This window comes from Caballeronia sp. ATUFL_F1_KS39 (assembly GCF_023630985.1).
Lineage (GTDB): Bacteria > Pseudomonadota > Gammaproteobacteria > Burkholderiales > Burkholderiaceae > Caballeronia > Caballeronia zhejiangensis.
Window position 1 is genome coordinate 43,011 of record NZ_JALQDZ010000016.1, and the last position, 25,036, is coordinate 68,046.

Here is a 25,036-nt window from a genome sequence, read left to right on the forward strand (position 1 = left end):
ACGAGATCCGTGGCGTTTTTCGTTTACCCGAGCATCTCTTTGACGAGCGCGCGCGCCGCCTGATATTCGGCCTGCGCCTGCAGCTTGCTCCAGCGCAGCGCCTTGCCGCGCGGACGCATCTGCTTGAGACGCTGCGCCGACGCCTTCGGCGGCGTATAGCGCAACTGCTCCAGCACCTTGCCCGCCTCTTCCGGCTGATTGCAGATCAGCGCCATGTCGCAGCCCGCCGTGAGCGCGGCCGTCGCGGCCTCGGTGAGCGTGCCGCCCGCGCGCGCGGCTTCCATCGACAGATCGTCGCTGAAGATCGCCCCGTTGAAGCCGAGCCTGCCGCGCAGGATGTCCTGCAGCCAGATGCGCGAGAATCCCGCCGGTTTGTCGTCGACCTTCGTGTAAATCACATGCGCCGGAATCACCGACGCCAGCGACATGCCGAGCCAGTCGTACGGGCGCACATCGGCGGCGAGGATCTCGTCGAGCGTGCGATCGTCGGTCGGCAGCGCGACGTGCGAATCGGCTTCGGCGAAACCGTGACCCGGAAAATGCTTGCCGCAGTTCGCCATGCCCGCGAGCGCGAGGCCGTGATTCAGGCTCTTCGCGAGCATTGTCACGACGCGCGGATCGGCGTGAAAGGCGCGATCGCCGACCACTTTCGACTGTCCGTAGTTCAGATCGAGCACCGGCGTGAAGCTCATGTCGATGCCGCACGCGCGCAACTCCGACGCGAGCACGTATCCGAACGCGGTCGCCGCCTTCGTCGCGGCGAGCACGTCCTTGTCCCACAGCTCGCCGAGCTTGCCCGGCGCGGGCAGCACGGTGAAGCCGTCGGTGCGAAAACGCTGCACGCGGCCACCTTCGTGATCGACGGCGATGAGGATGTCATCGCGTACCGCGCGGATCGCATCGGTCAGCGCAACGAGTTGCGCGCGGTCGGTGAAATGCCGCGCGAAGAGAATGATGCCGCCCGTCATCGGATGCGTGATGCGTTCGATATCCGCGTCGGAGAGCGTCGTGCCGGCGACGTCGAACATGACGGGGCCGGGAGTGCGTTTCATCGGATTCAATTGGCTTTTAGTCTTGGTTGAATTGAATTCAGGATTGGCCGGGCGCGCTGTCGGCCACTTCCGCGATCACGAACGACACCGCGTAATCGCGCTCGTCGCTGACCGTGACTTTCGCCGTGATGCCGCGTTGCTCGAGCCATTGCGCGAGTTCGCCGGAGGCCGCGATCATCGGCTTGCCGCTCGGCTCGTTGAGCGTCTGCAGCGCGCGCCACGTCATCGGCCAGCGCATGCCGAGGCCGATCGCCTTCGAGAACGCTTCCTTAGCCGAAAAGCGCGTCGAGAGAAACGCGAGACCGCGCACTTCCGAACGCGCGTTGCGCGCGTGGTAGACGCGCAGTTCGTCGGGGCCGAGCACCTTTTCGGCGAAGCGGCCCTTGGTGCGTCTCATGACCGCCGCGACGCGGCTCACCTGCACGACATCCGTGCCAATTCCGTAGATCGCCATGATGTGCCCGCTCAGCGCGCGTTGGCCGACGCGAGACGCGACGCGACCATGATCGCCTTCATCTCGCGCACGGCGTTGTCCCAGCCGGCGAAGATCGAATGCGCGACGATCGCATGTCCGATGTTCAGCTCGACGATGCCCGGCAACGCCGCGATCGCCTGCACGTTGGTGTAGTGCAGGCCGTGGCCCGCGTTCACCTTCAGCCCGAGCGCGTTGCCGACATCGACGCTCGCCGCGACGCGCTCGAATTCGCGTTGCTGTTCGGCTTCGTCGTGCGCTTCGGCATATCGGCCCGTGTGCAGTTCGATGACGGGCGCGCCCGCCTCTTTCGCGGCGCGAATCTGCGTCTCGTCAGGATCGATGAAAAGCGACACGCGCGCGCCCGCGTCGGCGAGTTGCCTGCACGCGGCCTTGACCTCTTCGAAGCGGCCGGCGACATCGAGGCCGCCTTCAGTCGTCACTTCCTGACGCTTTTCCGGCACGAGACAGACGTCGTGCGGCTTGATCTCGCACGCGATGTCGAGCATCTCGCGCGTCACCGCGCATTCGAGATTCATACGCGTTTTGAGGAGCGGACGCAGCGTGCGCACATCGGCATCGACGATATGACGGCGATCCTCGCGCAGATGCAGCGTGATGGCGTCCGCGCCCGCTTCCTCGGCGGCGAGCGCCGCGCGGATCGGATCGGGATACGACGTGCCGCGCGCGTTGCGCAACGTGGCGACGTGATCGATGTTCACGCCCAGATCGATCACATTCGCAGGCGATGTGAGAAAGAAGCTCATAGTTTTTGCAGGTCGATCAATATCTGACGGGTGGCGAGCGGCGTGCCGCCCAGGTAGTGATTCAGCAGAAAGCGCATCAGCGTCTTGCTCTGCGCGGCGGTCTGCGGATTCGTGTAGTCGTCGCGCTCCATGTCGATGAGCGTTTGCCCCGAAATCATCGGCCATTGCGCCGGAAGATCGTCCGACGCCTCGCGCACGCCGCGGTCTGGATCGAATACATAGCGGGCGTCGGCGGCGACCGGCTGGCGTGTCACCGTGCGCACGAGATTCATCGCGTAGCCGGTTTCGCGCAGCAGCACGCATTCGAATGAACGCAACACCTGAGCGGCGGGTTCGTCGTGCGCGAGGCGCGAGAGCGTCAGCACGTAATGGTTGAAGAGCGCCGGATGCGCGTCCTCGCGGGCGCAGAACTTCACCAGCAATTCATTGACGTAGAAGCCGCATAGCAACGCGTCGCCGGCGAGCGGCAACATGCCGCCGACCCATTCGGCGGTCGTCAGCGTGCGGACTTCGCCCTTGCCGGTCCACGAAAGTCCCAGCGGCTGAAACGTCTGCAATACGCCGCGCAGCGCGGAATGCGGACGCTTCGCGCCCTTCGCGACGAGCGCGACGCGCCCGTGATCGCGCGAGAACACGTCGATGATCAGACTCGTCTCGCGATACGGATAACTGTGCAGCACGAATCCCGGCTGCTCGGCGACGCGAAAATCCGAACGCGGCTTTCTCGGCGCAGACTCGGCATCGGATGTCGATGACGGCGCCGCGCGCCGCCGCTTTGGCACGGCGCGCGCGGCCGGGCGCTCTTCCGCGTCGAAATCGTCGTCGGGACGATCATCGGCGGGCGGAATCATCCGGGCGTCGTTCGGGCCGTCGTCCATGCATCACTCGTAGCCGTACGCGCGCAGGCCCGCTTCGTTGTCCGCCCAGCCGCTCTTCACCTTGACGAAGGTTTCGAGATACACGGGACCGTCGAAGAGCTTCTCCATGTCGAGCCGCGCCTCGGTGCTGATCTGCTTCAGCTTCGCGCCCTTCTGGCCGATGATCATCGCCTTGTGCATGTCGCGATCGACGAGAATCGTCGCGAACACGCGGCGCAGACGCCCTTCGGTCTCGAACTTGTCGATGAGCACCGTGCTCGTGTACGGCAGTTCGTCGCCGGTCCAGCGGAACACCTTCTCGCGCAGAATTTCGGCGGCGAGGAAGCGTTCGCTGCGATCGGTCAGATCGTCCTCGCCGTAGATCGGCTCGCCTTCCGGCAGATACGGCTTCACGACCGACAAGAGGCGCTTGATGTCGTCGACGTTTTTCGCCGACAGCGGCACGATCTCGCGGAAGTCCCGCAAGGCCGACATCTGCTGCATGAAGGGAAAGAGCGAACTCTTGTCGCCGACGCGATCCAGCTTGTTTGCGATCAGCAAAGTCGGCGTGCCGGTCGGGATCAAATCGAGCACCTTCTGGTCGTCCGGACCGAAGCGGCCCGCTTCGATCACGAAGAGAATCGCATCGACGGACGTGAGCGTCGACGTCACCGCGCGGTTCAGCGAGCGATTCAGCGCGCCGCTGTGACGTGTCTGGAAACCGGGCGTGTCGACGAAAATGTACTGCGCGTCGTCGAACGTGTTGATGCCGGTGATGCGGTGGCGCGTCGTCTGCGCCTTGCGCGAGGTGATGCTCACCTTCTGGCCGACGAGCGCGTTCATCAGCGTCGACTTGCCGACGTTAGGACGGCCGACGATCGCGACCATGCCGCAGCGGAAACCGGAAGAAGTAGGAGCGTTCATAGATGTGTGCGGCAAGAAGTCGTTGGGGCGCGGGGGCGCGATGTGCGCTCGATGCGCGCGTCAGTGACCGGCGTCGGCGGCGCGCACGACGCGGCCCGCGGGCGCATCCGCGGCGGCGCTGTTGCGCGTGCCGGCGTCGTCGTCGCGTTCGTCGGACGGCGCGGGCTTGTCCGCATTCGCGCTGCGTTCGGACGTTTGCGTCGCATCGCTTTTCGCCGCTTTCTCCGGCCGGTGAATGACGGCGCGTTCGGGCTTGTCCGCGGCTGCGTACGCGCCCGCCGACGGCTCGACGTGCGTCGCGCGAATCACGGCGAGCGGCGCGGTGGCCGGGCGTTCCTGCGGCGCCTGCTGCGTGCCGTGCGGTGCATGTTGACGCTCGCGACGATCGGGCGACCGCAGATCGAGCGCCGCCTGAATGCCGGTGACGCCGGGCACCACTTCGGGCTCGACCTGCTTCGCCGCGCGCGCGCCCTTGCGCTTCGGCTTCATGCCGAGCGTCGGTGCAGCGGCCATCACTTCGTCGAGCGCCTTCTTCGCGGCAGCCTGCTCGGCGGCGCGGCGGCTCGCGCCGGAACCGGACACTTTCACGTCGAGTTTCGGCACCGTGCATTCGACTTCGAACTGCTGATTGTGCGCGGCGCCGTGCGTTGCGATAACGGTGTAAGTCGGCAACGCGATCTTGTGGCCCTGGAGATATTCCTGCAGAAGCGTCTTCGCATCCTTGCCGATGGTGCGCGGATCGATGTGATCGAGCACCGGCGTGTACAGCCGCTTGATAACGGTGAAAGCGGCGTCGAAACCGCCGTCGAGGAAGATGGCGCCGAAGATCGCTTCGAGCGTGTCGGCGAGAATCGACGGACGGCGAAAGCCGCCGCTGCGCAATTCGCCTTCGCCGAGCCGCAGGCCTTCGGACACGTTCAACGCCTGCGCGATTTCGTAAAGCGACTGCTGTTTGACCAGATTCGCGCGCACGCGCGACAGGTCGCCTTCGTCGAGTTTGCTGAATCGTTGGAACAAAAGCGCGGCCACCACGCAATTTAGAACGGAATCGCCGAGAAATTCGAGCCGTTCATTGTGCGTGGCGCTGTGACTGCGGTGGGTCATCGCCTGGCGCAGCAATTCCGCATTGCGAAATTCGTACCGCAGCCGGCTTTCCAACGGAGAAGATGGCATGGAGAGAGTATAACGCGGGCGCGCGGGCGGACGATTCCGCCGGACCGCGCCGGAAAACGCGTGGCGAGACGGTGTTAGCCGCGCTTCTTCACGCCGTTTCGAAGCTTGTTTTAAGAATGAGCAACGCCGGCTGTCTCAGGAGACGAGCCGGCGTGATGTGTGTTCACTGGAAAGCGCCGATGCGCTTGAGATTGCTGAAGTTCATCCAGATGAAGAAGGCGCGCCCGACGATGTTCTTGTCCGGCACGAAGCCCCAGTAGCGGCTGTCCGCGCTGTTGTCGCGGTTGTCGCCCATCATGAAGTAGTTGCCCGGCGGGACTTTGCACGTCACGCCCTGAGCGTTGTAATTGCAGTTGTCGCGGAACGGGAAATCGTCCGCGCCGACGATGAACGGCGGCACTTGCGGATTGTTCAGGATCGCGTTCTTGCGGCCGTCGAGATCTTCCTCGAACTGCTTCGCGTAACCGATGCGCTCGTCGTCGAAATAATCGGGCAGCGGCGTCTCCGGCACCGGCTTGCCGTTGATCGTGAGCTTCTTGTCTTCGTACGCGACGGTATCGCCCGGCAGGCCGATCACGCGCTTGATGTAGTCGACCGATTCGTCCTTCGGATACCGGAACACGACGACATCGCCGCGCTTGAGCGGGCTGCCGTTGGTCATCTTCGTGTTCGTGATCGGCATGCGCAGGCCGTATTCGTACTTGTTCACGAGGATGAAGTCGCCGACGAGCAGCGTCGGCACCATCGAGCCGGACGGAATCTTGAACGGCTCGATGATGAACGAGCGCACGACGAATACCGCGAGAATCACCGGGAAGAAGCTCGCCGTGTATTCGAGCCACCACGGCTGGCGCAGCTTGTCGTCGTGCAGGCGGGCGCGCGTCTGCGGGGCGTTTTCATCGGCGAAACGCTCGCCGACGCGCTCCTGCTGGCGATCGAACTCGGCCACCGCGGCGTCGGCGGCGCGGCGCCGTTGCGGCAGAAACACCAGCTTGTCGAGCACCCAGGCAATACCCGTCAATACGACGAGGATCAAAAGAATCAATGCGAAATTCATCAATCGCTTCCGGTTGTTATCGTTGTTTGCTTCGCCGTGCGCGCGTTACTCGTCGACGCGCAAAATCGCCAGGAAAGCCTCTTGCGGGATTTCGACAGAGCCGACCTGCTTCATGCGCTTCTTGCCGGCCTTCTGCTTCTCGAGCAGCTTCTTCTTGCGCGAGATGTCGCCGCCGTAGCACTTCGCGAGCACGTTCTTGCGCAGCGCCTTGATGTTCTCGCGCGCGATGATGTTCGAGCCGATGGTCGCCTGGATCGCCACGTCGTACATCTGACGCGGAATCAGTTCGCGCATCTTCGACGCCACTTCGCGGCCGCGATGCTGGCTCTGCGAACGGTGCACGATGACCGACAGCGCATCGACCTTGTCGCCGTTGATGAGCATGTCGACCTTGACGACATCCGCCGCGCGATATTCCTTGAACTCGTAGTCCATCGACGCATAGCCGCGCGACGTCGACTTCAGGCGGTCGAAGAAGTCGAGCACGATTTCCGCCATCGGGATTTCGTAGGTCAGCTGCACCTGACGGCCGTGATACTGCATGTTGATCTGCGAGCCGCGCTTGGCCGTACACAGCGTGATGACGGAGCCGACATATTCCTGCGGCATATACAGATTCACGGTGACGATCGGCTCGCGCACTTCCTCGATCTTCTGCGGCTCCGGCATTTTCGCCGGATTCTCGACCATGATGGTCGTGCCGTCGCGCTGCTCGACCTCGTAGATCACCGTCGGCGCGGTGGTGATGAGGTCCATGTCGAATTCGCGCTCGAGACGCTCCTGCACGATTTCCATGTGCAGAAGGCCGAGGAAGCCGCAACGGAAACCGAAGCCGAGCGCCTGCGACACTTCCGGCTCGAACTGCAGCGACGCGTCGTTGAGCTTCAGCTTTTCGAGCGATTCGCGCAGCGCGTCGTACTGATTCGCCTCGACCGGATAGAGCCCCGCGAACACCTGCGGCTTCACTTCCTTGAAGCCGGGCAGCGGCTCGGTGGCCGGACGGCTCGCGACCGTGACGGTATCGCCCACTTTCGCGGCCGTCAGTTCCTTGATGCCCGCGATCACGAAGCCCACCTGCCCCGCCGACAATTGCGCGAGATTCGTGGACTTCGGCGCGAACACGCCGACATGCTCGACCGGGTATTGCGCGCCGGTCGCCATCATCTTGATCTTGTCCTTCGGCTTGAGCGTGCCGTTGACGATACGCACCAGCATCACGACGCCGACGTAGTTGTCGAACCACGAGTCGATGATGAGCGCCTGCAGCGGCGCGTCCGGATCGCCCTCGGGCGGCGGCACTTTCGCGATCAGCGATTCGAGCACGTCCTCGACGCCGAGACCCGTCTTCGCGCTGCAATGGACGGCGTCCGCGGCCTGAATGCCGATCACGTCCTCGATTTCCGCGATCGCGTTTTCGGGGTTCGCGGCCGGCAGATCGATCTTGTTGAGCACCGGCACGACTTCGACGCCGAGTTCGATGGCCGTGTAGCAGTTCGCCACCGTCTGCGCTTCGACGCCCTGCGACGCGTCGACGACGAGCAGCGCGCCTTCGCACGCGGATAGCGAGCGGCTGACTTCGTAGGAGAAGTCGACGTGCCCCGGCGTATCGATCAGGTTGAGGTTATAGACGCGGCCGTCGCGCGCCTTGTAGGTCAGCGCCGCGGTCTGCGCCTTGATCGTGATGCCACGTTCGCGCTCGAGGTCCATCGAATCGAGCACCTGCGCTTCCATCTCACGGTCGGACAGGCCGCCGCACAACTGGATGATGCGGTCAGCGAGCGTCGACTTGCCGTGGTCGATGTGCGCGATGATCGAGAAGTTACGAATATGATCCATTCAGTGCCGATCGTGCCAAAAAAAGCGAAAAAGGCGCGCCCTCACCAACGCGGAGCACGCCTTGAAAATTTGGGGAAAACTTGAGCATTTTAGCCGAAAACGGGGGTGCCCCGGCGGATTTCGCCTGCGCCGCCCTCACCGACCGCGCGCGAGCAGCGCTGCGTGTACCGCGTCAGCGTCGAGCCGGTACTGGCACAGCTCGACGCCATCGAGCGCCAGAACCGGCACGCGTTCGTCGTAGCGCGCTTCGAGCAGCGGATCTTCGTCGATGTCGATCCATTCGATCGGAATGCCGTGTTGCGCGGCGATTGGCTCGAGTTCGGCCCGCATGTCCTCGCACAGATGACACCAGGCGCGCCCGTACAGAATGAAGGCCGCGCCTGGCTTCGACGTCATCGCGCTTATTTCTGCGCCGGCACGCGCGGGCGCACCGGCACGAACTGCGTGTTGTCGCCGCGACGCACGAGAATCGCGACCATCTTGCTCGCGTCGAGGCCCTGCGCGACTTCCTGGAACTGCTTGGCGCTCGTGATATCCGTATCGCCGATACGCATGATGATGTCGCCCTTCTGGAAGCCCGCGCGTGCCGCCGGTCCCTCGACGGCATCGACCTGAACGCCGCTCGACAGCTTGAGCGCCTTCTTTTGATCTGCCGGAATGTCGCTCACCGCCATGCCGAGCGAATTGCTCGCGCGCTCCTTCGGCTGCGGCGGTTTCTTCTGCTCGGTCTTCGCGACCTTGTCCGGCTGCATTTCGGCGACCGTGATCGACAGATCGCGCGTCTGGCCCTTGCGCCAGATCGTGAGCGTGGTCTTCGTGCCGGGTTTCGTATCGCCGACCATGCGCGGGAGATCGGTCGCGGTCTCGACGTTCTGACCGTTGAACTTGAGGATGATGTCGCCTGGCTGCACGCCGGCCTTGTCGGCCGGCCCGCCCGATTCGACGCTCGACACGAGCGCGCCCTGCGCTTTCGGCAAGCCCAGCGAATCCGCGACGTCCTTCGTCACTTCGCCGATCGCCACCGCGATGCGCCCGCGCACCACCTTGCCCGACGTCTTAAGCTGATCGGCGACGCGCATGGCTTCGTCGATCGGAATCGCGAACGAGATGCCCATGAAACCGCCCGTGCGGCTGTAAATCTGCGAATTGATACCGATCACCTCGCCCGCCATGTTGATGAGCGGACCGCCCGAGTTGCCCGGATTCACGGCGACATCGGTCTGGATGAACGGGAGGTAATCGCCCGTATCGCGCCCCTTCGCGCTGACGATGCCCGCGGTCACGGTGTTGTCGAGGCCGAACGGCGAACCGATTGCGAGCACCCACTCGCCGACGCGCACCTTGTTCGAATCGCCGATGGTGATCGCCGGCAGGTTCGATGCGCTGATCTTCACGACGGCGACGTCCGTGCGCTCGTCGACGCCGACGAGACGCGCCTTGAATTCGCGCTTGTCCGTGAGTGTGACGTAGATGGTGTCGGCATCGTCGACGACGTGTGCGTTGGTCATCACGTAGCCATCGGTCGACAGGATGAAGCCCGAGCCGACGCCGCTGCTCTGCTCCGAGTTGTCCTGGTTGTCGTCGGGCGCGTTGCGGCTGCCGCCCTTGCCCTGATCGCCCTGACTTCCGCCGCCGTTATTTCCGCCGCCGCCACCTCCACGAGGCGGCTGACCCGGCATCGGAATGCCGAAGAAGCGTCGGAAGAATTCCGACATGTCGCCTTCATCGAGACCGGGCGGCAGGCCGCGCAGATCGCTGCCCGAACCGACGCGCGAGGTCGTGCGAATGTTCACGACCGAGGGCCCCACCTTGTCGACGAGCGTCGTGAAGTCCGGCAGGTTCACCGTGGGCACCGCTGACGCAGATTGCGATACGAACGGCAGGCACACGGCGAGCGCCGCGGCCGCGATGAACTTGCGCAGCGAGAAGTTGCTCATAGGTTGGAGGCCGGGATCTGGATTACTTGGAAGGCTTGTATTCTATGGTAGAAGCAAATTGCTGCAATGTGGCTTGCGGCACTTCACCCAGCAAGGTGATCCAGAAATCCCCGCGGCGCTTCACCAGAACGTGCGTCGCTCCACTATTCCCCGCGCCTTCCTTGCGCGTGTTTTTCTCCACCGGCTCGACGAAAACCGAGATCGTCGCGAGGCCGTCGGAGAACACGGCCTGATCGACCGGAATCGGCGGCTGGCCTTGCTGGCTCGACGCCATCGGACGGCGCAACTCGCGAATCTTGCGAAAGCCCGCGATAGTCGGCGTCAGTTGCCAGCCCTGCGCTTCCATGTCGACCGGCTGCACGGGCGGCCGCACGACGGTCCAGCCCGACGTGTTGCGAATGCCGTTCGCGATCGGCGCCTTGTCGATCGGCCCGCCAATACGCACCTGAGAGAAAGAAAGCTGCTCGAGGACTTGCCCGTCCGGATCGAGCGTTTGCGCGCGCAGCAGCAAGCCGGTTTTCGCATCGGCCCACAGCTTGTAGGCAAAACGATAGGAATCTTTCGGATCGAGCTCCAGCACCTGGCTTTCGATCCCCGCGACGCGGTCCGTGCCCAACAGCTTCGGATCGTAGACGGAAAGCACTTGATCGCCACTCGTCGACAACAGCGCCGGGAACGAATCCCGGTTCTGCCGATGCTCGACCACGAGCAGATGACGCTCCGGCACGAAGGTGAACATGTCGTCGTCGTGACGCAGCATCTTGCGCGGCGCGCCGTCGAGACTTTCGAGCGATTCGTATTCGCCGTCACCGCGCGTGGCGACGTGCGTAATGCGCGACGACTGCACCGTCGCGCCACGCTGGTAGACGAACGTGCCCTCGTAATTCTGCTGCTGGGCCGCTTCGTGGATGCGGTTGAGCAGAGTGGCGGCTGTCTTGCGGGCGGTGGCGGGATCGTCTCCCTGAGCGAACGAACTCGTTGCCGCCGTCAACAACGCGGCTGCGCAGAGCATCAATGCCGGCAGCCGCCCCCAATATCTTGTTTTATTCAACCGCACACTCAGCATCAAATTATTGGCCTTGCGTTATAGCCGCCGCGCGAATCAGGGGCATCGAACCGGGCATCGCGGGCTGCTGGGAGAACTGCTGATGCGCTTCGAGATACTGATCGAGATTCGCGTCGCGGATGATGTTCGCTTCGACGATCGGCGTACGCGTGGTCACCGCGGGCACCGACGCGAGCGCCACCCGCTGCATCGACGAATCCGCCGGCGCGACGCTCGCCACCTGCGCGCCCGAGTTGCGATCGACGCCTTGCAGCTGCGGCACGACGATCCATGTCAGCGTAGCGGCCGCCGCGGCAACCGCGAAGGCCGGCATCACGCGACGGCGCAACATGCCGCCCCGCGCTTTCGCCGTCACGCCCGGCAATGCAGCCGGCGCGAGTACGTGCGCCTCAGCTTCGAAACGTTCGGAGAATGCGGCCATGAACGCGCTGCTGCGCGCCGGGCTGACCGCGAGATCGTCGGAGCGCAAGGCGTCGCCGATCAGGTGATATTCCGACCACGCCGCGCGTTCGTCGCCTTTCAGATCCGCGAGAAACTGGCTGATGCTGCCAATTTCGCCGAGCGCTTCGCCGTCGACGAAAGCCGACATGCGCTCGCCGCGCGAACCCGCCTGTGTTTGATTCTGCACCGAGACCGACCCCATGATGCTCCCCATCTTTGACCACACCCCGTTGTGACACCACCAACCCAGATATCGCGTCCCTGCCCCGAGGGTTTTCGCCGCCTACCAGCGTTTGCCTTCGGGAGTGTCCAACAACGGACGCAATTTTGCCGCAATGGCTTCGCGAGCACGAAAAATTCTCGATCTGACGGTGCCGATCGGGCAATCCATCATTTCGGCGATTTCCTCGTAGCTCAGTCCTTCAATCTCCCGAAGCGTGATGGCGGTGCGCAATTCCTCGGGCAGCAACGCCATCGCGGCGTTGACAGTCTGAGCGATCTGCTTGCTCATCAACATCGACTCGGGCGTGTTGATATCCCTTAGTTGGTCCGCGTCGGAGAAAGTTTCCGCTTCTTCTGCATCGGCTTCGGTAGAAGTGGGAGCGCGGCGGCCCTGAGTTGCAAGATAGTTTTTTGCCGTATTGACAGCAATGCGGTAAAGCCAGGTGTAAAACGCCGATTCGCCGCGAAACTGCGGCAGCGCGCGGTAGGCCTTGATGAAGGCGTCCTGGGCGACGTCCTCGACCTCGGCGGGGTCGCGCACGAGGCGCGAGATCAGTCGAATGATCTTGCGGTGGTATTTGGCGACCAGCAGTTCGAACGCGGCCTTGTCACCCTTCTGGACACGTTCGACCAGCAATTGGTCGATTTCTTTTTCACTCACCTGGTAAATCCGATTAGCTTGGGGAAGTTGCGCGGACGGCTATTGTAGCGTTACCGCCTGTAAGGCTACCGGAACGCTCATGCGCCGTTACAGTCGTTACAGGTGGGACGCTGCGGCGCGGCGAGCCTGGACCGAGAGCTGGCGGAAGGTGTCGGCATCGACGGAATCGGCCGCGACGACGAGCGTTTCGCGCCGCCCGCGCGTATCGCAAAGCGTCAACGCGATGAGGCGTCCGCTCCATTGCGCGCACCCAGCGATGCTCGTGTGGCGCATCTCGCCGCTTCGGTTCCAGATCGTGATGCCGTCGGAAAGAAGGCCAATCGCAGATGGCTGGGCGTTCATCCACCGGTACGACGCCAGCCCGAGCACCGCCAGCGCCGCCGCGCAAGCCACGGCGGCGTGCCCCGCGTGCTCCGCATGCGCGAAAACGCACTGGAACACCGACGCTCCCGCAACGGCTACGAAGCCGAGCATTGCGCCCCGCAAGAAACGCGACGGCCGCATCGCGACGCCTGCGTCACGATGCGGCCGATTCACACACACGCTCGCCATATGGATCCCCGCGATGACGAGCGCGCCGAGCTCAGTGGCGCTTGAAGACGAGCGAGCCGTTCGTGCCGCCGAAGCCGAACGAGTTCTTGACCGCCACGTCGATCTTCATCTCCCGCGCGGTGTTCGCGCAGTAGTCCAGGTCGCACTTCGGATCCTGATTGAAGATGTTGATGGTCGGCGGCGACACCTGATTGTGGATCGCCAGCACGGTGAACACCGACTCCAGGCCGCCCGCGCCGCCCAGCAGGTGGCCGGTCATCGACTTGGTGGAGTTCACGACGACCTTCTTCGCCTGATCGCCGAGCGCACGCGTGATGCCGATCGTCTCCGCGATGTCGCCGAGCGGCGTCGACGTGCCGTGCGCGTTGACGTAGTTCACTTCATCGGGATTGATGCGCGCGTTCTTCATTGCGTTGACCATCGCGCGGCGGCCGCCGTCGCCGTCTTCCGGCGGCGCGGTCATGTGATACGCGTCGCCGCTCATGCCGTAGCCGAGCACTTCCGCGTAGATCTTCGCGCCGCGCTTCTTCGCGTGCTCGTACTCTTCGAGCACCATCACGCCCGCGCCTTCGCCGAGAACGAAGCCGTCGCGGTCGGTGTCCCACGGACGGCTCGCCGTCGCGGGATCGTCATTGCGCTGCGAGAGCGCGCGCGCTGCCGCGAAACCGCCGATGCCGAGCGGGGAAACCGTGGCTTCCGCGCCGCCCGCGATCATGACGTCCGCGTCGCCGTATTCGATCAGTCGCGACGCCTCGCCGATGCAGTGCAGGCCGGTGGTGCAGGCCGTGACCATCGACAGATTCGGGCCTTTCAGACCGAAGCGGATCGAAAGATGGCCGGAGATCATGTTGATGATCGACGCCGGCACGAAGAACGGCGAAATGCGGCGCGGGCCGCGATTGAGCAGTTCGGTTTGCGTGACTTCGATCATCGGCAGACCGCCGATGCCCGAGCCGACCACGACGCCCACGCGCTCCGAGTTTTCATCGGTGATTTCGAGGCCGCTGTCCTGCATGGCCTGCACGCCCGCGGCGAAACCATAATGGATGAACGTATCCATATGGCGCGCCTCTTTGGCGGGCATGTAGTCTTCGATATTGAAGCCCTTCACCTCACCGGCGAAACGCGTGGAAAAGTTCGTCGCGTCGAACTTCGTGATATTGGCGATGCCCGACTTGCCCGCGACCAGATTGGCCCAGCCGTCGGCAACAGTATTGCCGACAGGCGATACGAGCCCAAGGCCTGTAACAACAACTCGACGACGGCTCACGGTAACCCCTTATCCATAGAATGACGAAAAACAAAAGCCACAGCGGCCACAGGAAACCGCCCTGTGTGCCCTGTGGCTGTCAAATCGGTTTGCAGCGACGATGCATCGAGCTGATTGACGATGAGTCGCTGGCGCGTCCGGCCTTAGGCCTTGACGTTGGCGCGCGCGTAGTCGATCGCTTGCTGAACCGTGGTGATCTTTTCGGCCTCTTCATCGGGAATTTCCATGCCGAATTCGTCTTCCAGCGCCATGACGAGTTCGACCGTATCGAGCGAGTCAGCGCCCAGATCGTTCACGAACGAAGCTTCGTTCTTGATTTCGGCTTCCGCCACGCCCAGTTGTTCGGCGACGATCTTCTTCACGCGCTGTTCGATGTTGTCCATGCAGCCCTCCGAGGGGAAAAAAGTTCAAAAATACAAGTGCGCGCATTTTATCAGGTTTGGACCCGCAAAATACGACGCGTCAGTTCCATGCTCCACCGTGTCCTGCCCTTCATCAAGAGGGCGGCGGCCGGCATTGCATCGATTCTTCACTGCCGCGCGAAAGCGGTACGCACGTTGCTCCTTCGAGCATTTTGCGCGCCCGTTCCGGCGCGGATATTAAGCGAAATTCTGCGAAATGCCTATTAAGGCCTTACATGTACATGCCGCCGTTCACATGCAGCGTCGTGCCGGTGATGTAACCGGCGAACGGCGAGGCCAGGAATGCCACAGCATGCGCGATATCTTCGGGCGCGCCCAGTCGGCCAAGTGGGATAGACGCGGTGAGCGCGGTGCGCTGCTCTTCCGGCAGGACCTTGGTCATGTCGGTGTCGATGAAACCGGGCGCGATGCAGTTCACGGTGATGCCACGGCTGCCGATCTCACGCGCGAGCGCGCGCGTCATGCCGGCGACGCCAGCCTTTGCCGCCGCGTAGTTGGCCTGGCCAGGATTGCCGGACGAACCCACCACCGACGTGATGTTGATGATGCGGCCGCCGCGCGCCTTCATCATCGGGCGCAGCACCGCGCGCGAAAGACGGAACACCGCGCGCAGGTTCGTATCGATGACGGCGTCGAACTCGTCGTCCTTCATCCGCATCGCGAGCTGATCCTTCGTGATGCCCGCATTGTTGACGAGCACGTTCAGCCCGCCGAATTCCTTGACGATGCCGTCGATGAACGCATCCGCCGCGGCGGCGTCGTTCACGTTCAGCACCGCGCCACGGCCCTTTCCGCCCGCTTGCTGCAACGCTTCGCTGATGCCCGCAGCACCGCTTTCGCTCGTCGCCGTGCCGATGACCGTCGCGCCCTGCTTCGCGAGTTCAAGCGCGATCGCGCGTCCGATGCCACGCGACGCGCCCGTGACGATTGCTACCTGGTTTTGCAGATTCATGTTGTTCGTCCTTAGCCAGCGATCAGTTTGCGCGTTTCTTCGAGCGATGCCGGATCGAAGATCGAGCCGCCGACGAGATTACCGTCGATACGCTTCGTCAGGCCCGCGAGCACCTTGCCCGGACCGCATTCGATGACGTGCGTGATGCCGTCTTTCGCCATCGCCTGCACGCACTCGACCCAGCGCACCGGACCGGCGGCCTGACGCACCAGCGCGTCCTTGATCGCGGCGGGATCGGAGACGATCGCGACATCGACGTTATTGATCAGCGGAATCTGCGGCGCCTTCACTTCGACGTTGGCGAGATAGTCGCGCAACTGATCCGATGCGGGCCTGAGCAGCGAAGAGTGGAACGGCGCGGACACAGGCAGCGGCAGCGCACGCTTCGCGCCCTTCGCCTTCGCCAGCTCGCACGCTTTCTCGACGGCCGCCTTCGAACCGGCGATGACCACCTGCGCCGGCGCATTGAAGTTCACCGCTTCGACGACGCCCGCCGACGAGGCTTCAGCGCACACGGCGCGCACGGTGTCGTCGTCGAGGCCGAGGATCGCGGCCATGCCGCCTTCGCCGACCGGCACCGCGTTCTGCATCGCCTGCGCGCGAAAACGCACGAGCGGCACGGCGTCCGCGAACGCGAGCGCGCCCGCCGCGACGAGCGCGGTGTATTCACCGAGGCTGTGACCAGCGACGAGCGCAGGCTTCAGGCCCGTTTCCTTTTCCCACACGCGATAAATCGCATACGCGGCCGTCAGCATGACGGGCTGCGTGTTCGTCGTCAGGTTCAGCTCTTCTGCCGGGCCTTCGGCGATCAGCTTGCCGAGATCCTGGCCGAGCGCGTCGGAAGCCTGCTGTACGGTCTCGCGCACGATCGCGTGATCGGCGAATGCGTTGAGCATGCCGATGGACTGCGAGCCTTGTCCGGGGAAAACGAACGCAAATTTCATATCGTCCTCGTTGATTGGAATGATCCGCGATGTCCTCATGGACCGCGCGCTGGAGGAGCGCGCGGGGTCAGCGATGAAGAGGGATCAGTTACGAATTGGGTAGAGGGATCTGATCGGCGAATCAGTAGCGGATGACCGACGCGCCCCACGTGAAGCCGCCGCCCACGCCTTCGATGAGAATGTTGTCGCCGCGCTTGATGCGGCCGTCGCGCACCGCGACGTCGAGCGCGAGCGGAATCGATGCCGCCGACGTGTTGCCATGCTCGCCGACCGTCACGACCATGCGCTCCGGCGGCAGATGCAGCTTGCGCGCCGTGCTTTGCATGATGCGGATGTTGGCCTGATGCGGAATCAGCCAGTCGATGTCTTCAGGCGTGAGCTTCGCCTTGTCGAGCGCTTCGAGCGCGACCTTTTCGAGCACGTTGACCGCGAGCTTGAACACCGCTTGCCCGTCCATGTGCAGGAACGCGCTGCCCTGAACCACGCCGCCGTTCACGTTGCCCGGCGTGCAGAGAATGTCCGAATAGCTGCCGTCCGCGTGCAGCGCGCTCGACAGCACGCCGGGCTCATCGGACGCCTGGAGGATGACCGCGCCCGCGCCGTCGCCGAACAGCACGCACGTGGTGCGATCGTTGAAATCGAGAATGCGCGAGAACGTCTCCGCGCCGACGACGAGCGCCGTGCGGTTCATGCCGCTGCGAATGAAGCTGTCCGCCGTCGCGACGCCGTAGGCGAAACCGGAGCACACCGCCTGCACGTCGAAGGCCGCGCCGTTGTTCTTGATGCCGAGCTTGTTTTGCAACAGGCACGCCGTGCTCGGGAACACGAAGTCAGGCGTGGAAGTCGCGACGATGATCAGATCGATCGATTGCGGATCGATGCCCGCCGCCTCGATCGCCTTCTGCGAAGCGATCAGCGCGAGATCGCTCGTGGTTTGATCCGGTGCTGCGAAATGTCGCGCGTGAATGCCGGTGCGCGCGACGATCCATTCGTCATTGGTCTCGACGCCCTGCTTCGCGAGACGGTCCGCCAAGTCCTGATTCGTGACACGCTCGGACGGCAGATAGCTGCCGGTGCCCAGCACGCGAGAGTAAAGATTGGATTGAGCCATTATGCCTTCGAATGTAGCGCAGTACCGGACTCGCCCGGCGGGTTCGGCTGCGAGTTTGGCTGTGGGTTCGGCTGTGAAGCGGCCTGCTGGATCGATTGATCCGCGGCCGCCGACGCGGGACCGTTCGCGTCCGCCTCGCGCGCGGCGGGAGCGTTTTCTTCCATCGCGCGCACCAGGCGTTCGAGCACGCCATTTTTGACGGCATCATACCCGCGTTTGATGGCCCACTCAAACCCGAAGGCCTCGGCCGAACCGTGACTTTTGATTACAAGCCCGCGCAGGCCGAGCAAGGCCGCGCCGTTATATTGCGCCGGATCGACACGCCTCTTGAAACGCTTCAGCACGGGCAGCGCGACGAGCGCCATCAACTTCGAGGCGAAGTTGCGGCTGAACTCTTCCTTGATCATGTCGGCGAGCATTTTCGCGAGACCTTCGGAGGTCTTCAGCGCGACATTGCCGACGAAGCCGTCGCACACGACGACATCGGTCGTACCTTTATAGATGTCGTTGCCTTCCACGTTGCCGTAGAAGTTGAGCGTGCTCGCGCGCAGCAGCTCGCCCGCGCGCTTGATCGTTTCGTTGCCCTTGATGACTTCTTCGCCGATGTTGAGCAGACCGATCGTGGGCCGTTCGCGCCCTTCGATCGCCGATACGAGCGCGTGGCCCATCTCCGCGAACTGCAGCAGATGCTCGGGTTCGCAATCGACGTTGGCGCCCAGGTCGAGCACCGTGGTGTAGCCCTTCTGGCTCGGCATCGCGAACGCAATGGCAGGCCGCTCGATACCGGCGAGCGTCTTCAGCACATAGCGCGACACCGCCATGAGCGCGCCGGTGTTGCCGGCGGAAATGCAGGTCTGCGCCTCGCCCTCTTTCACGAGATTGAGCGCGACGCGCATCGACGAATCTTTCTTCTTGCGCAGCGCGACTTCGACCGGGTCGTCCATCGCGACGACTTCGCTGGCGGGAACGACGGTCAGACGCGGCTCGTCGGAAGCCTTGTACTTCTTGAGCTGAGCGCGGATGGGCTGCTCGAGACCGACGAGCATCAGGTGCGCGTCGGGATGCGAGCGCACGAAATTGACGGCAGCGGGAACGGTCACGGCCGGACCGTGGTCGCCTCCCATGCAGTCGATGGTTATCTTTACAGTCATGGAACGCGACGAATTTCGGACACAAAAAAGCGGCAGTGAAATGCCGCCTTCTCGTCGTACCGGGAAAGTGTCAAGAGCGAGTTGCGCCCGCGCGCCCGTGGAATGATTCCGGCGGGCGCATCGAGCGTCGATGAACGCTTAGTCGTTCTTCGTCTTGATGACTTTCTTGCCACGATAGTAGCCGTTCGGGCTCACGTGGTGGCGCATATGCACCTCGCCCGTGCTCGGCTCGACAGCCAGCGGAGCCGTCGGGAGGAAGTCGTGGGAACGGTGCATGCCGCGCTTCGACGGCGACTTCTTGTTTTGCTGAACTGCCATGATTACTCCAGAAAAATTTTGCGAATTCTAACACAGCCCGATCCGCCGACAGCCCTCGGCCGTTCGGCCATCGGGTGCGCACATCGCGCTACCAGTTTGTTGCGTGCTACAAAACCATTTCAGTGCTTCTTGCCGTCGGAGCCGCCCTTGAGCTTCTCCAGCACGGCAAACGGATTCGGCTTTTCGTCCTCATCCGTCACACCGCTTTCATCCGGCTCGTCGTCCTCCGTGCCCGGAAGCAGACTTTCGTGCGTCTCGGGACATACGTTGTGCTTGGGCACGAGCGGCAAGGACAACAACAACTCCTCTTCGATCAAGTCGACGAGATCGAACTGGCGCGAGCCCACGATCACTTCGACTTCATCGTCGTCGAGCGGAAATTCGTCCGCTTCTTCTTCCGTCGCCACGATCCGATATGTCGCATCGACATCGAGATGCTGCGAATACGGCTGAAGGCAGCGCTGGCACGTGAGCCACACCGAACCGTGCACCGCAAGACGCAGATACGGCTGCGGCGCCTCCGTGCCGTCGTCCTGCAATTCCGGCTGGGTCGAGCCCTCGCCTTGCCAGGTGAACACGGTATCGCCGTCTGGCACATCAGCCGGCACTTCGGCTAACATGCGCGGCATCTGCGACACACGCAGCGCGCCGGCCGATTGCCTGCCGCTCTTGGCGAATTCGTAAATGTCGAGCGCGCGCGGATCGGCGGGGCTCACAGGTTTGCCAGGATTCTGAGTCATGTGCGCTCCTGCTTGACCTTACTTGGGTTAGTGCTACCGGTGAGTGCTCAGTATGCACCGCGACTCGGCTTAAATGCAGCTTCGATGCAGGCCCGACTTGCCCGAATTTGCCCCAATGTGCATCTGGCCGGCATCATGCTGTCTGACCTCGTGCTTTCTGACTCTTCGGCTCGACCGGTTTCATCGATGACAGGAGAGCCTTCGCCCGCGCACGTACCGATGAAAAGCCCAAAATCATATCGGCTTTGTTCTTTCGAGTCAAATACTTAAGGGCTGAATCGCAGCCCGTCGTTTTTACACCCTTTTTTGTCCGGTTCGTCTCATGTCTGAAGCTTCGAAATCGCCGCCACGCCTGATTCTGGCGTCCAGTTCACCTTACCGGCGCGAATTGCTCGAACGCCTGCGCATTCCGTTCGACGTCGTGTCGCCCGATATCGACGAAACGCCGCTCGCCAACGAAACGCCCGAAGCGACCGCGGTTCGGCTCTCGATCGCCAAGGCGCGTGCGGCGGCCGGACGGAGCGGCAACGACGCGAACGCCCTCGTGATCGGCTCGGATCAGGTGGCGACCTTCGACGGCAAGCAGATCGGCAAGCCCGGCACGCACGAGAAAGCCTTCGCCCAGCTCCAGGCGATGCGCGGACGCAGCGTCGAATTCCACAGCGCGCTTTGCCTGTTCGACAGCCGCACGGGCGACGCGCAATCCGCCGATATCGTCACGCGCGTGAGGTTTCGTCGCTATTCGGACGCCCAGATCGAGACGTACCTGCGCGCCGAAACGCCGTACGACTGCGCCGGCAGCGCCAAGGCGGAAGGCCTGGGCATCGCGTTGCTCGAAGCGATCGAATCCGACGATCCCACCGCGCTGATCGGCCTGCCGCTGATCGCGCTGACCGGAATGCTCGCGAACGCCGGCCATCCGGTGCTGGAGGCGGCATGAGCGGCGTTCTCTATCTGATTCCGAACACGCTCGGCGAAGGCGACGCCGACGCGCTCGCCCAAGTTCTGCCCGAACCGGTGCGCGCGCAGGCGGCCGCGCTCGCGTACTACATCGGCGAAAACGCCAAAACGACGCGCGCCTTTCTGAAGAAAGTGGGCACCGAACGTCCGATTCAGGAAATCGAGGTGCGCGAGCTGAACGTGAACACGCCGCCAGCGGAAATCGACAAGCTGCTCGCGCCGATCCTCGCCGGCACCGACGCCGGCCTCGTCTCCGAAGCGGGCTGTCCCGCCGTCGCCGATCCCGGTGCGTTGCTCGTGCGGCGCGCGCATCAGCGTGGCGTGAAGGTCGTGCCGTTCGTCGGACCGAGCTCGATCTTGCTCGCGCTGATGGCTTCCGGCATGAACGGCCAGAGCTTCGCGTTCAACGGCTATCTGCCGGTCGATGCCGGCGAACGCGCGAAACGGCTGCGCGAGCTGGAGCAACTGTCGCGCAAGGCCAATCAGACGCAGATTTTCATTGAGACGCCCTATCGCAATAAGGCGATGCTCGACGCGCTCATCGCTGGCTGCGCGCCGTCGACGCTCATTTGCGTCGCCGTCGATCTGACGCTGCCGGGCGAAAACATCGTCACGCGCACGGCGGCCGACTGGAAGAAGCAGGCCGCGCCGGACCTGCATAAGCGCCCGGCGATCTTCCTCTTGCTGGCTTCATAAACTCAGCGCAACTGAGGCTTGCCGCCGAGCGTGAGCGCGCGCATGGCGGCATCGCCCACGGATGCGCCGAAGCGCCGCACCACACGCTCGCTGATGCTTTCCTTTTGCGTGTAATCGACGATATCCGGCTGCTTGATGACCTCGCGCGCGACATAGCTGGCGTCGCCGAAACCATCGGCGAGACCGAGTTCGACGCTCTTTTCGCCGGTCCAGAACATGCCCGAGAACAGCTCCGGATCATCCTTCAGACGCTTGCCGCGCCCGAGCTTCACGGCATCGATGAACTGCGTGTGAATTTGATCGAGCATTTCCTGCGCGTGCGCGTTCATCGCGGGCGTTTCCGGCGAGAACGGGTCAAACGCGCCCTTGTTCGCGCCCGACGTGTGCATGCGGCGCTGGATGCCGAGCTTGTCCATCAGGCCCGTGAAGCCGAAGCCGTCCATCAGCACGCCGATCGAGCCGACGATGCTCGCGCGGTCGACGTAAATCTTGTCCGCCGCCGCCGCGACGTAATAGCCGCCCGACGCGCACATGTCGTCGACGACCACGTACAGCGGCGTCTTCGGATACTTCGCGCGCAGCCGCCGGATTTCGCCGTTGATGATTCCCGCCTGCACCGGACTGCCGCCCGGACTGTTGATGCGCAGAATCACGCCCGCCGTGTTCTCGTCCTCGAACGCGCTCTGTAGCGCACCGTCGATGTTGTCGGCGCTGGCATCGCTGTTCGCGGAGATCTCGCCCTGCAGATCGATGAGCGCCGTGTGCTTGCCAGCCTTCGCGGCACGATCGCCGGTGAAATCGAACACGCCCCAGGCGATCAGCGCGATCACGCCGAGAAACAGGAAGCGAAAGAAGATGCGCCAGCGACGCGCGGCGCGCTGCTCGCGAATCGCGGCGAGCGCGATGCGTTCGAGCGCTTCGCGCTCCCAGTTGTCGTTATTGCGCGGCGGAATGTTGTCGGACATGCGTCGTGGATGTGTAGAGATTGAATCAGGCGGGACGCACGGCGTCGTCGGGCAGCCAGAAGACCGCGCGCCCTTCCGGCGTGTCGCGCTCTTCGACCGTCACGGCCCGCAGGCGCGCGCCGCGGCAAGGACCGCCGACGCATTTGCCGGTATCGGGCTCGTAGATCGCCCCGTGCGTCGCGCACATCAAGTATAGGCCCGAGCTTTCGAAGAACTGGCCCTCGTTCCAGTCGAGCTCCATCGGCACGTGCGCGCACCGGTTCAGATAACCGAACGCTTCGCCGCCGTATCGGACGAAGAACACGACCGCGTCGCCGCTCGCTTCGGTCGCGTTGACGCGCACGCCCGCGCCGCCATCGACGAGTTCGTCGGACGCGCATACCCGCACCGGTTCGCTCATGCGTGCTCCCGCAGCCAGCCGGCGAGCGACGCGACGCTGTCGGCGCAGTACTGCGGCTTGAGCGCCGCGAGAGAATCGGCCGGATGCGCGCCATAACCGACGCCGACGCCCGCCGCGCCCGCGTTGATCGCCATCTGCAGATCGTGCGTCGTGTCGCCGATCATCACCGTGCGCCCGAGATCCTGCCCGAGCTCGCGCGTGAGTTCCTGCAACATTGCGGGATGCGGCTTCGAGAACGTTTCGTCCGCGCAGCGCGTGCTGTCGAAGAGGCTCGTGAGCCGCGATTCGTCGAGCGCGCGATTCAGTCCGACGCGGCTCTTGCCCGTCGCGACCGCGAGAAAATAGCCGAGATCGCGCAATTCCTGCAGCAGTTCGCGCACGCCGCCGAAGAGTTCGGTTTTCTGGCCCATCGTCAGGAAATGGAAGCGGTAACGTTCGGCCAGGCGCGGATAGTCGGACGGATCGAGCGTCGGCGCGCATATCTGCAGCGCGTCCTTCAGGCCGAGGCCGATCACATAGCTCGCGGATTCATCGGCGGGAACCGGCAGCCCGAGGTCGCGGCACGCGGCCTGAATGCTGCGCGTGATGTGGACGGTCGAATCCATCAGCGTGCCGTCCCAGTCGAAAACGATCAGATCGAATTGCTGCCGCGCCATTTACTCGGTCTCCCGGTTTTTCAGTTGTTCGATGAACCGTTTGCACTCGACGGGCAGCGGCGCTTCGAATTGCAGCGGCTCGCCCGTCGCCGGGTGCGTGATTTTCAGTCGATACGCGTGCAAAAACATGCGTTTCAGCGACGGTTTCGCGCTCGGGCGGGCCAATTCCTTGTTCAGCGCGAAATCGCCGTATTTGGCGTCGCCCGCGATCGGCAGGCCGATGCTCGCCATGTGCACGCGAATCTGGTGCGTGCGGCCGGTTTTCAGCTCTGCCTCGACCCACGCGTAGTCGCGCCAGCGCTCGATCAGATTGAAGACCGTATGCGACGGCAGCCCGTTCTCCTGGATTCGCACGCGCCGCTCGCCATCCGCTGCGACATATTTATGCAACGGCGCCTTGACGATGCGCCGGCGGCCCCAGTCGCTCTGCCAGTCGCCGTGACCGCACGCGTAATAGCGCTTGTCGACCCGATTTTCGCGAATCTGCTCGTGCAGCCCGACGAGCGCCTGGCGCTTCTTGGCGAGCATGAGCACGCCCGACGTCTCGCGATCCAGCCGATGCACCAGTTCGAGAAATTTTGCGTGCGGCCGCGCATTGCGCAACTGCTCGATGACGCCGAACGCGACGCCGCTGCCGCCATGCACCGCGACGCCGGACGGTTTATCGATGACGATCAGATGGTCGTCCTCGAAGAGAATCGGGAATTCGGCGGCGGGCGCGTTCGACGACACCGGCGCCGCGTCCTGCTGCGCGATGCGGATCGGCGGCACGCGCACGAGATCGCCCAACTCGAGCCGGTAAGCCGCGTCGATGCGTCCCTTGTTCACGCGCACTTCGCCACTTCGGAGAATGCGGTAAATATGGCTCTTCGGGACGCCCTTGCAGACGCGCAGCAAAAAATTGTCGATCCGCTGACCGGCGGCCGTTTCGTCGACTTCGATCATCGACACTTGTTCGCTTGCGACCTGTTTATGGGATGTTTTGCCTAACTCATTCATTCTGAATATAATTTGCGAGCAGCCTGAAAAGGTCGACGCTTAGGATCAAGCAGCGGCCGAATTATTCAGACTGTATCGGTGCAAGCGATAAACCATCATTTTACTTGCGCCCAAGGTCGGTTGCTCACCCGGAAAATCGAGAGCGACGAGTTGCACGCACGGCGATATCACCGGCAAGGACGGAGCCCACAGGCGCGTTCGGTCGAGTCGATCGCCGACGGTAACGGATTTTTGGTCAAAAAGAATTTTATCGGCGAGAAGCGACGGCGCCCGGCAAAACCGGATGCCAGCCCGGATCGACCCTGCCGTCGAGCGGGAGAAAAAGGCAAATCGACGCTCGCCGATTTTGCGAACAACTGACGGCGAAATCGCTGCTGCGCTGATTTCTGCGAAGCGCGACAACGCCGCAAACGAGGCGAGACATGCGGCCGCGAG

29 protein-coding genes are annotated in these 25,036 nt (G+C 63.4%); 2 read left to right on the forward strand and 27 right to left on the reverse strand.

What is annotated here, in order from left to right:
- Positions 1 to 23: 23 nt before the first annotated feature.
- The 22 genes from nagZ to NCR93_RS09785 all read right to left on the reverse strand — a co-directional run bounded on the left by nagZ (position 24) and on the right by NCR93_RS09785 (position 19,925).
- The gene (gene nagZ / locus NCR93_RS09680) at positions 24 to 1,052 is read right to left on the reverse strand and encodes a beta-N-acetylhexosaminidase (RefSeq protein WP_008342081.1); all 1,029 of its coding nucleotides are present in this window, start codon (positions 1,050 to 1,052) and stop codon (positions 24 to 26) included.
- 37 nt (positions 1,053 to 1,089) lie between these two features.
- Complete coding sequence (gene acpS / locus NCR93_RS09685; protein ID WP_034473524.1) at positions 1,090 to 1,506, reverse strand: holo-ACP synthase; 417 nt, start codon at positions 1,504 to 1,506, stop codon at positions 1,090 to 1,092.
- An 11-nt stretch (positions 1,507 to 1,517) separates the two neighbouring features.
- On the reverse strand, positions 1,518 to 2,291 hold the full coding sequence (pdxJ, locus tag NCR93_RS09690; RefSeq protein ID WP_175980375.1) for a pyridoxine 5'-phosphate synthase: 774 nt from the start codon (positions 2,289 to 2,291) through the stop codon (positions 1,518 to 1,520).
- The gene (gene recO / locus NCR93_RS09695) at positions 2,288 to 3,169 is read right to left on the reverse strand and encodes a DNA repair protein RecO (RefSeq protein ID WP_034473528.1); all 882 of its coding nucleotides are present in this window, start codon (positions 3,167 to 3,169) and stop codon (positions 2,288 to 2,290) included. The genes pdxJ and recO overlap by 4 nt, the downstream gene beginning before the upstream one ends.
- A gap of 3 nt (positions 3,170 to 3,172) precedes the next feature.
- On the reverse strand, positions 3,173 to 4,072 hold the full coding sequence (era, locus tag NCR93_RS09700) for a GTPase Era (protein WP_008342088.1): 900 nt from the start codon (positions 4,070 to 4,072) through the stop codon (positions 3,173 to 3,175).
- A gap of 60 nt (positions 4,073 to 4,132) precedes the next feature.
- Positions 4,133 to 5,245 (reverse strand): ribonuclease III, encoded by a 1,113-nt coding sequence (rnc, locus tag NCR93_RS09705; protein WP_033537089.1) that lies wholly within the window; start codon positions 5,243 to 5,245, stop codon positions 4,133 to 4,135.
- A 163-nt stretch (positions 5,246 to 5,408) separates the two neighbouring features.
- Positions 5,409 to 6,302 carry a signal peptidase I gene (gene lepB, locus NCR93_RS09710; RefSeq protein WP_008342091.1) on the reverse strand — a complete coding sequence of 298 codons (894 nt, stop codon included), beginning with the start codon at positions 6,300 to 6,302 and terminating at the stop codon, positions 5,409 to 5,411.
- 45 nt (positions 6,303 to 6,347) lie between these two features.
- A complete protein-coding gene (gene lepA / locus NCR93_RS09715; protein WP_008342093.1) occupies positions 6,348 to 8,138 on the reverse strand; it encodes a translation elongation factor 4 in 1,791 nt (596 codons plus the stop codon).
- A 135-nt stretch (positions 8,139 to 8,273) separates the two neighbouring features.
- Positions 8,274 to 8,534 (reverse strand): glutaredoxin family protein, encoded by a 261-nt coding sequence (locus NCR93_RS09720; RefSeq protein WP_008342094.1) that lies wholly within the window; start codon positions 8,532 to 8,534, stop codon positions 8,274 to 8,276.
- A 5-nt stretch (positions 8,535 to 8,539) separates the two neighbouring features.
- Complete coding sequence (locus NCR93_RS09725; RefSeq protein ID WP_034473529.1) at positions 8,540 to 10,075, reverse strand: DegQ family serine endoprotease; 1,536 nt, start codon at positions 10,073 to 10,075, stop codon at positions 8,540 to 8,542.
- 22 nt (positions 10,076 to 10,097) lie between these two features.
- Positions 10,098 to 11,141 (reverse strand): MucB/RseB C-terminal domain-containing protein, encoded by a 1,044-nt coding sequence (locus NCR93_RS09730; protein ID WP_008342097.1) that lies wholly within the window; start codon positions 11,139 to 11,141, stop codon positions 10,098 to 10,100.
- 4 nt (positions 11,142 to 11,145) lie between these two features.
- The gene (locus tag NCR93_RS09735) at positions 11,146 to 11,784 is read right to left on the reverse strand and encodes a sigma-E factor negative regulatory protein (protein WP_034473530.1); all 639 of its coding nucleotides are present in this window, start codon (positions 11,782 to 11,784) and stop codon (positions 11,146 to 11,148) included.
- An 81-nt stretch (positions 11,785 to 11,865) separates the two neighbouring features.
- Positions 11,866 to 12,465, reverse strand: coding sequence for an RNA polymerase sigma factor RpoE (gene rpoE, locus NCR93_RS09740; protein ID WP_008342103.1), 600 nt, complete (start codon positions 12,463 to 12,465; stop codon positions 11,866 to 11,868).
- Between the two features lie 96 nt (positions 12,466 to 12,561).
- Positions 12,562 to 13,017: a protein YgfX gene (locus NCR93_RS09745; RefSeq protein WP_008342105.1), complete on the reverse strand. Its 456-nt coding sequence runs from the start codon at positions 13,015 to 13,017 to the stop codon at positions 12,562 to 12,564.
- A 31-nt stretch (positions 13,018 to 13,048) separates the two neighbouring features.
- Entirely contained in the window at positions 13,049 to 14,287 is a 1,239-nt protein-coding gene (gene fabF, locus NCR93_RS09750; protein ID WP_008342106.1) for a beta-ketoacyl-ACP synthase II, read from the reverse strand.
- Positions 14,288 to 14,430: 143 nt separating this feature from the next.
- Positions 14,431 to 14,670: an acyl carrier protein gene (gene acpP, locus NCR93_RS09755; protein ID WP_004197638.1), complete on the reverse strand. Its 240-nt coding sequence runs from the start codon at positions 14,668 to 14,670 to the stop codon at positions 14,431 to 14,433.
- A gap of 250 nt (positions 14,671 to 14,920) precedes the next feature.
- On the reverse strand, positions 14,921 to 15,661 hold the full coding sequence (gene fabG / locus NCR93_RS09760) for a 3-oxoacyl-ACP reductase FabG (protein WP_034473531.1): 741 nt from the start codon (positions 15,659 to 15,661) through the stop codon (positions 14,921 to 14,923).
- A gap of 11 nt (positions 15,662 to 15,672) precedes the next feature.
- Complete coding sequence (gene fabD, locus NCR93_RS09765; RefSeq protein WP_034473532.1) at positions 15,673 to 16,605, reverse strand: ACP S-malonyltransferase; 933 nt, start codon at positions 16,603 to 16,605, stop codon at positions 15,673 to 15,675.
- A 121-nt stretch (positions 16,606 to 16,726) separates the two neighbouring features.
- Entirely contained in the window at positions 16,727 to 17,716 is a 990-nt protein-coding gene (locus NCR93_RS09770) for a beta-ketoacyl-ACP synthase III (protein ID WP_034473534.1), read from the reverse strand.
- On the reverse strand, positions 17,716 to 18,867 hold the full coding sequence (plsX, locus tag NCR93_RS09775) for a phosphate acyltransferase PlsX (protein WP_034473536.1): 1,152 nt from the start codon (positions 18,865 to 18,867) through the stop codon (positions 17,716 to 17,718). Before plsX ends, NCR93_RS09770 begins: the two co-directional genes overlap by 1 nt.
- 138 nt (positions 18,868 to 19,005) lie before the next feature.
- A complete protein-coding gene (rpmF, locus tag NCR93_RS09780; RefSeq protein ID WP_008342254.1) occupies positions 19,006 to 19,185 on the reverse strand; it encodes a 50S ribosomal protein L32 in 180 nt (59 codons plus the stop codon).
- 119 nt (positions 19,186 to 19,304) lie between these two features.
- Complete coding sequence (locus tag NCR93_RS09785) at positions 19,305 to 19,925, reverse strand: DUF177 domain-containing protein (RefSeq protein WP_034473538.1); 621 nt, start codon at positions 19,923 to 19,925, stop codon at positions 19,305 to 19,307.
- Positions 19,926 to 20,247: 322 nt separating this feature from the next.
- Between NCR93_RS09785 and NCR93_RS09790 the strand changes: the two genes are divergently transcribed.
- Positions 20,248 to 20,865 carry a Maf-like protein gene (locus NCR93_RS09790; RefSeq protein WP_034473541.1) on the forward strand — a complete coding sequence of 206 codons (618 nt, stop codon included), beginning with the start codon at positions 20,248 to 20,250 and terminating at the stop codon, positions 20,863 to 20,865.
- Positions 20,862 to 21,581, forward strand: a complete 720-nt coding sequence (locus NCR93_RS09795; RefSeq protein ID WP_034473543.1) for an SAM-dependent methyltransferase — start codon at positions 20,862 to 20,864, stop codon at positions 21,579 to 21,581. Before NCR93_RS09790 ends, NCR93_RS09795 begins: the two co-directional genes overlap by 4 nt.
- 2 nt (positions 21,582 to 21,583) lie before the next feature.
- Here the strand turns inward: NCR93_RS09795 and NCR93_RS09800 are convergent, their stop codons facing one another.
- The 5 genes from NCR93_RS09800 to NCR93_RS09820 are packed head-to-tail and all read right to left on the reverse strand — an operon-like array spanning position 21,584 to position 25,003.
- Positions 21,584 to 22,546: a S49 family peptidase gene (locus tag NCR93_RS09800; RefSeq protein ID WP_008342262.1), complete on the reverse strand. Its 963-nt coding sequence runs from the start codon at positions 22,544 to 22,546 to the stop codon at positions 21,584 to 21,586.
- 25 nt (positions 22,547 to 22,571) lie between these two features.
- Positions 22,572 to 22,946 (reverse strand): Rieske (2Fe-2S) protein, encoded by a 375-nt coding sequence (locus NCR93_RS09805; RefSeq protein ID WP_008342264.1) that lies wholly within the window; start codon positions 22,944 to 22,946, stop codon positions 22,572 to 22,574.
- A complete protein-coding gene (locus NCR93_RS09810) occupies positions 22,943 to 23,602 on the reverse strand; it encodes an HAD-IA family hydrolase (RefSeq protein WP_008342265.1) in 660 nt (219 codons plus the stop codon). Before NCR93_RS09810 ends, NCR93_RS09805 begins: the two co-directional genes overlap by 4 nt.
- Positions 23,603 to 24,601 (reverse strand): RluA family pseudouridine synthase, encoded by a 999-nt coding sequence (locus NCR93_RS09815; protein ID WP_034473545.1) that lies wholly within the window; start codon positions 24,599 to 24,601, stop codon positions 23,603 to 23,605.
- Positions 24,602 to 24,646: 45 nt separating this feature from the next.
- On the reverse strand, positions 24,647 to 25,003 hold the full coding sequence (locus NCR93_RS09820; protein WP_144403826.1) for a hypothetical protein: 357 nt from the start codon (positions 25,001 to 25,003) through the stop codon (positions 24,647 to 24,649).
- Between the last annotated feature and the right edge of the window lie 33 nt (positions 25,004 to 25,036).

Coding starts and splice junctions, on each gene's coding strand:
- lepA (WP_008342093.1), bottom strand. CDS start 8,138: ATGGATCATATTCGTAACTTCTCGATCATCGCGCACATCGACCACGGC.
- plsX (WP_034473536.1), bottom strand. CDS start 18,867: ATGACTGTAAAGATAACCATCGACTGCATGGGAGGCGACCACGGTCCG.
- NCR93_RS09800 (WP_008342262.1), bottom strand. CDS start 22,546: ATGTCCGACAACATTCCGCCGCGCAATAACGACAACTGGGAGCGCGAA.
- fabD (WP_034473532.1), bottom strand. CDS start 16,605: ATGAAATTTGCGTTCGTTTTCCCCGGACAAGGCTCGCAGTCCATCGGC.
- NCR93_RS09770 (WP_034473534.1), bottom strand. CDS start 17,716: ATGGCTCAATCCAATCTTTACTCTCGCGTGCTGGGCACCGGCAGCTAT.
- NCR93_RS09805 (WP_008342264.1), bottom strand. CDS start 22,946: ATGAGCGAACCGGTGCGGGTATGCGCGTCCGACGAACTCGTCGATGGC.
- NCR93_RS09725 (WP_034473529.1), bottom strand. CDS start 10,075: ATGAGCAACTTCTCGCTGCGCAAGTTCATCGCGGCCGCGGCGCTCGCC.
- NCR93_RS09745 (WP_008342105.1), bottom strand. CDS start 13,017: ATGGCGAGCGTGTGTGTGAATCGGCCGCATCGTGACGCAGGCGTCGCG.
- rnc (WP_033537089.1), bottom strand. CDS start 5,245: ATGCCATCTTCTCCGTTGGAAAGCCGGCTGCGGTACGAATTTCGCAAT.
- acpS (WP_034473524.1), bottom strand. CDS start 1,506: ATGGCGATCTACGGAATTGGCACGGATGTCGTGCAGGTGAGCCGCGTC.
- rpmF (WP_008342254.1), bottom strand. CDS start 19,185: ATGGCAGTTCAGCAAAACAAGAAGTCGCCGTCGAAGCGCGGCATGCAC.
- NCR93_RS09730 (WP_008342097.1), bottom strand. CDS start 11,141: ATGCTGAGTGTGCGGTTGAATAAAACAAGATATTGGGGGCGGCTGCCG.
- lepB (WP_008342091.1), bottom strand. CDS start 6,302: ATGAATTTCGCATTGATTCTTTTGATCCTCGTCGTATTGACGGGTATT.
- NCR93_RS09720 (WP_008342094.1), bottom strand. CDS start 8,534: ATGACGTCGAAGCCAGGCGCGGCCTTCATTCTGTACGGGCGCGCCTGG.
- NCR93_RS09785 (WP_034473538.1), bottom strand. CDS start 19,925: ATGACTCAGAATCCTGGCAAACCTGTGAGCCCCGCCGATCCGCGCGCG.
- era (WP_008342088.1), bottom strand. CDS start 4,072: ATGAACGCTCCTACTTCTTCCGGTTTCCGCTGCGGCATGGTCGCGATC.
- recO (WP_034473528.1), bottom strand. CDS start 3,169: ATGGACGACGGCCCGAACGACGCCCGGATGATTCCGCCCGCCGATGAT.
- NCR93_RS09735 (WP_034473530.1), bottom strand. CDS start 11,784: ATGGGGTCGGTCTCGGTGCAGAATCAAACACAGGCGGGTTCGCGCGGC.
- NCR93_RS09815 (WP_034473545.1), bottom strand. CDS start 24,601: ATGAATGAGTTAGGCAAAACATCCCATAAACAGGTCGCAAGCGAACAA.
- NCR93_RS09790 (WP_034473541.1), top strand. CDS start 20,248: ATGTCTGAAGCTTCGAAATCGCCGCCACGCCTGATTCTGGCGTCCAGT.
- fabG (WP_034473531.1), bottom strand. CDS start 15,661: ATGAATCTGCAAAACCAGGTAGCAATCGTCACGGGCGCGTCGCGTGGC.
- nagZ (WP_008342081.1), bottom strand. CDS start 1,052: ATGAAACGCACTCCCGGCCCCGTCATGTTCGACGTCGCCGGCACGACG.
- pdxJ (WP_175980375.1), bottom strand. CDS start 2,291: ATGAGCTTCTTTCTCACATCGCCTGCGAATGTGATCGATCTGGGCGTG.
- NCR93_RS09795 (WP_034473543.1), top strand. CDS start 20,862: ATGAGCGGCGTTCTCTATCTGATTCCGAACACGCTCGGCGAAGGCGAC.
- acpP (WP_004197638.1), bottom strand. CDS start 14,670: ATGGACAACATCGAACAGCGCGTGAAGAAGATCGTCGCCGAACAACTG.
- NCR93_RS09810 (WP_008342265.1), bottom strand. CDS start 23,602: ATGGCGCGGCAGCAATTCGATCTGATCGTTTTCGACTGGGACGGCACG.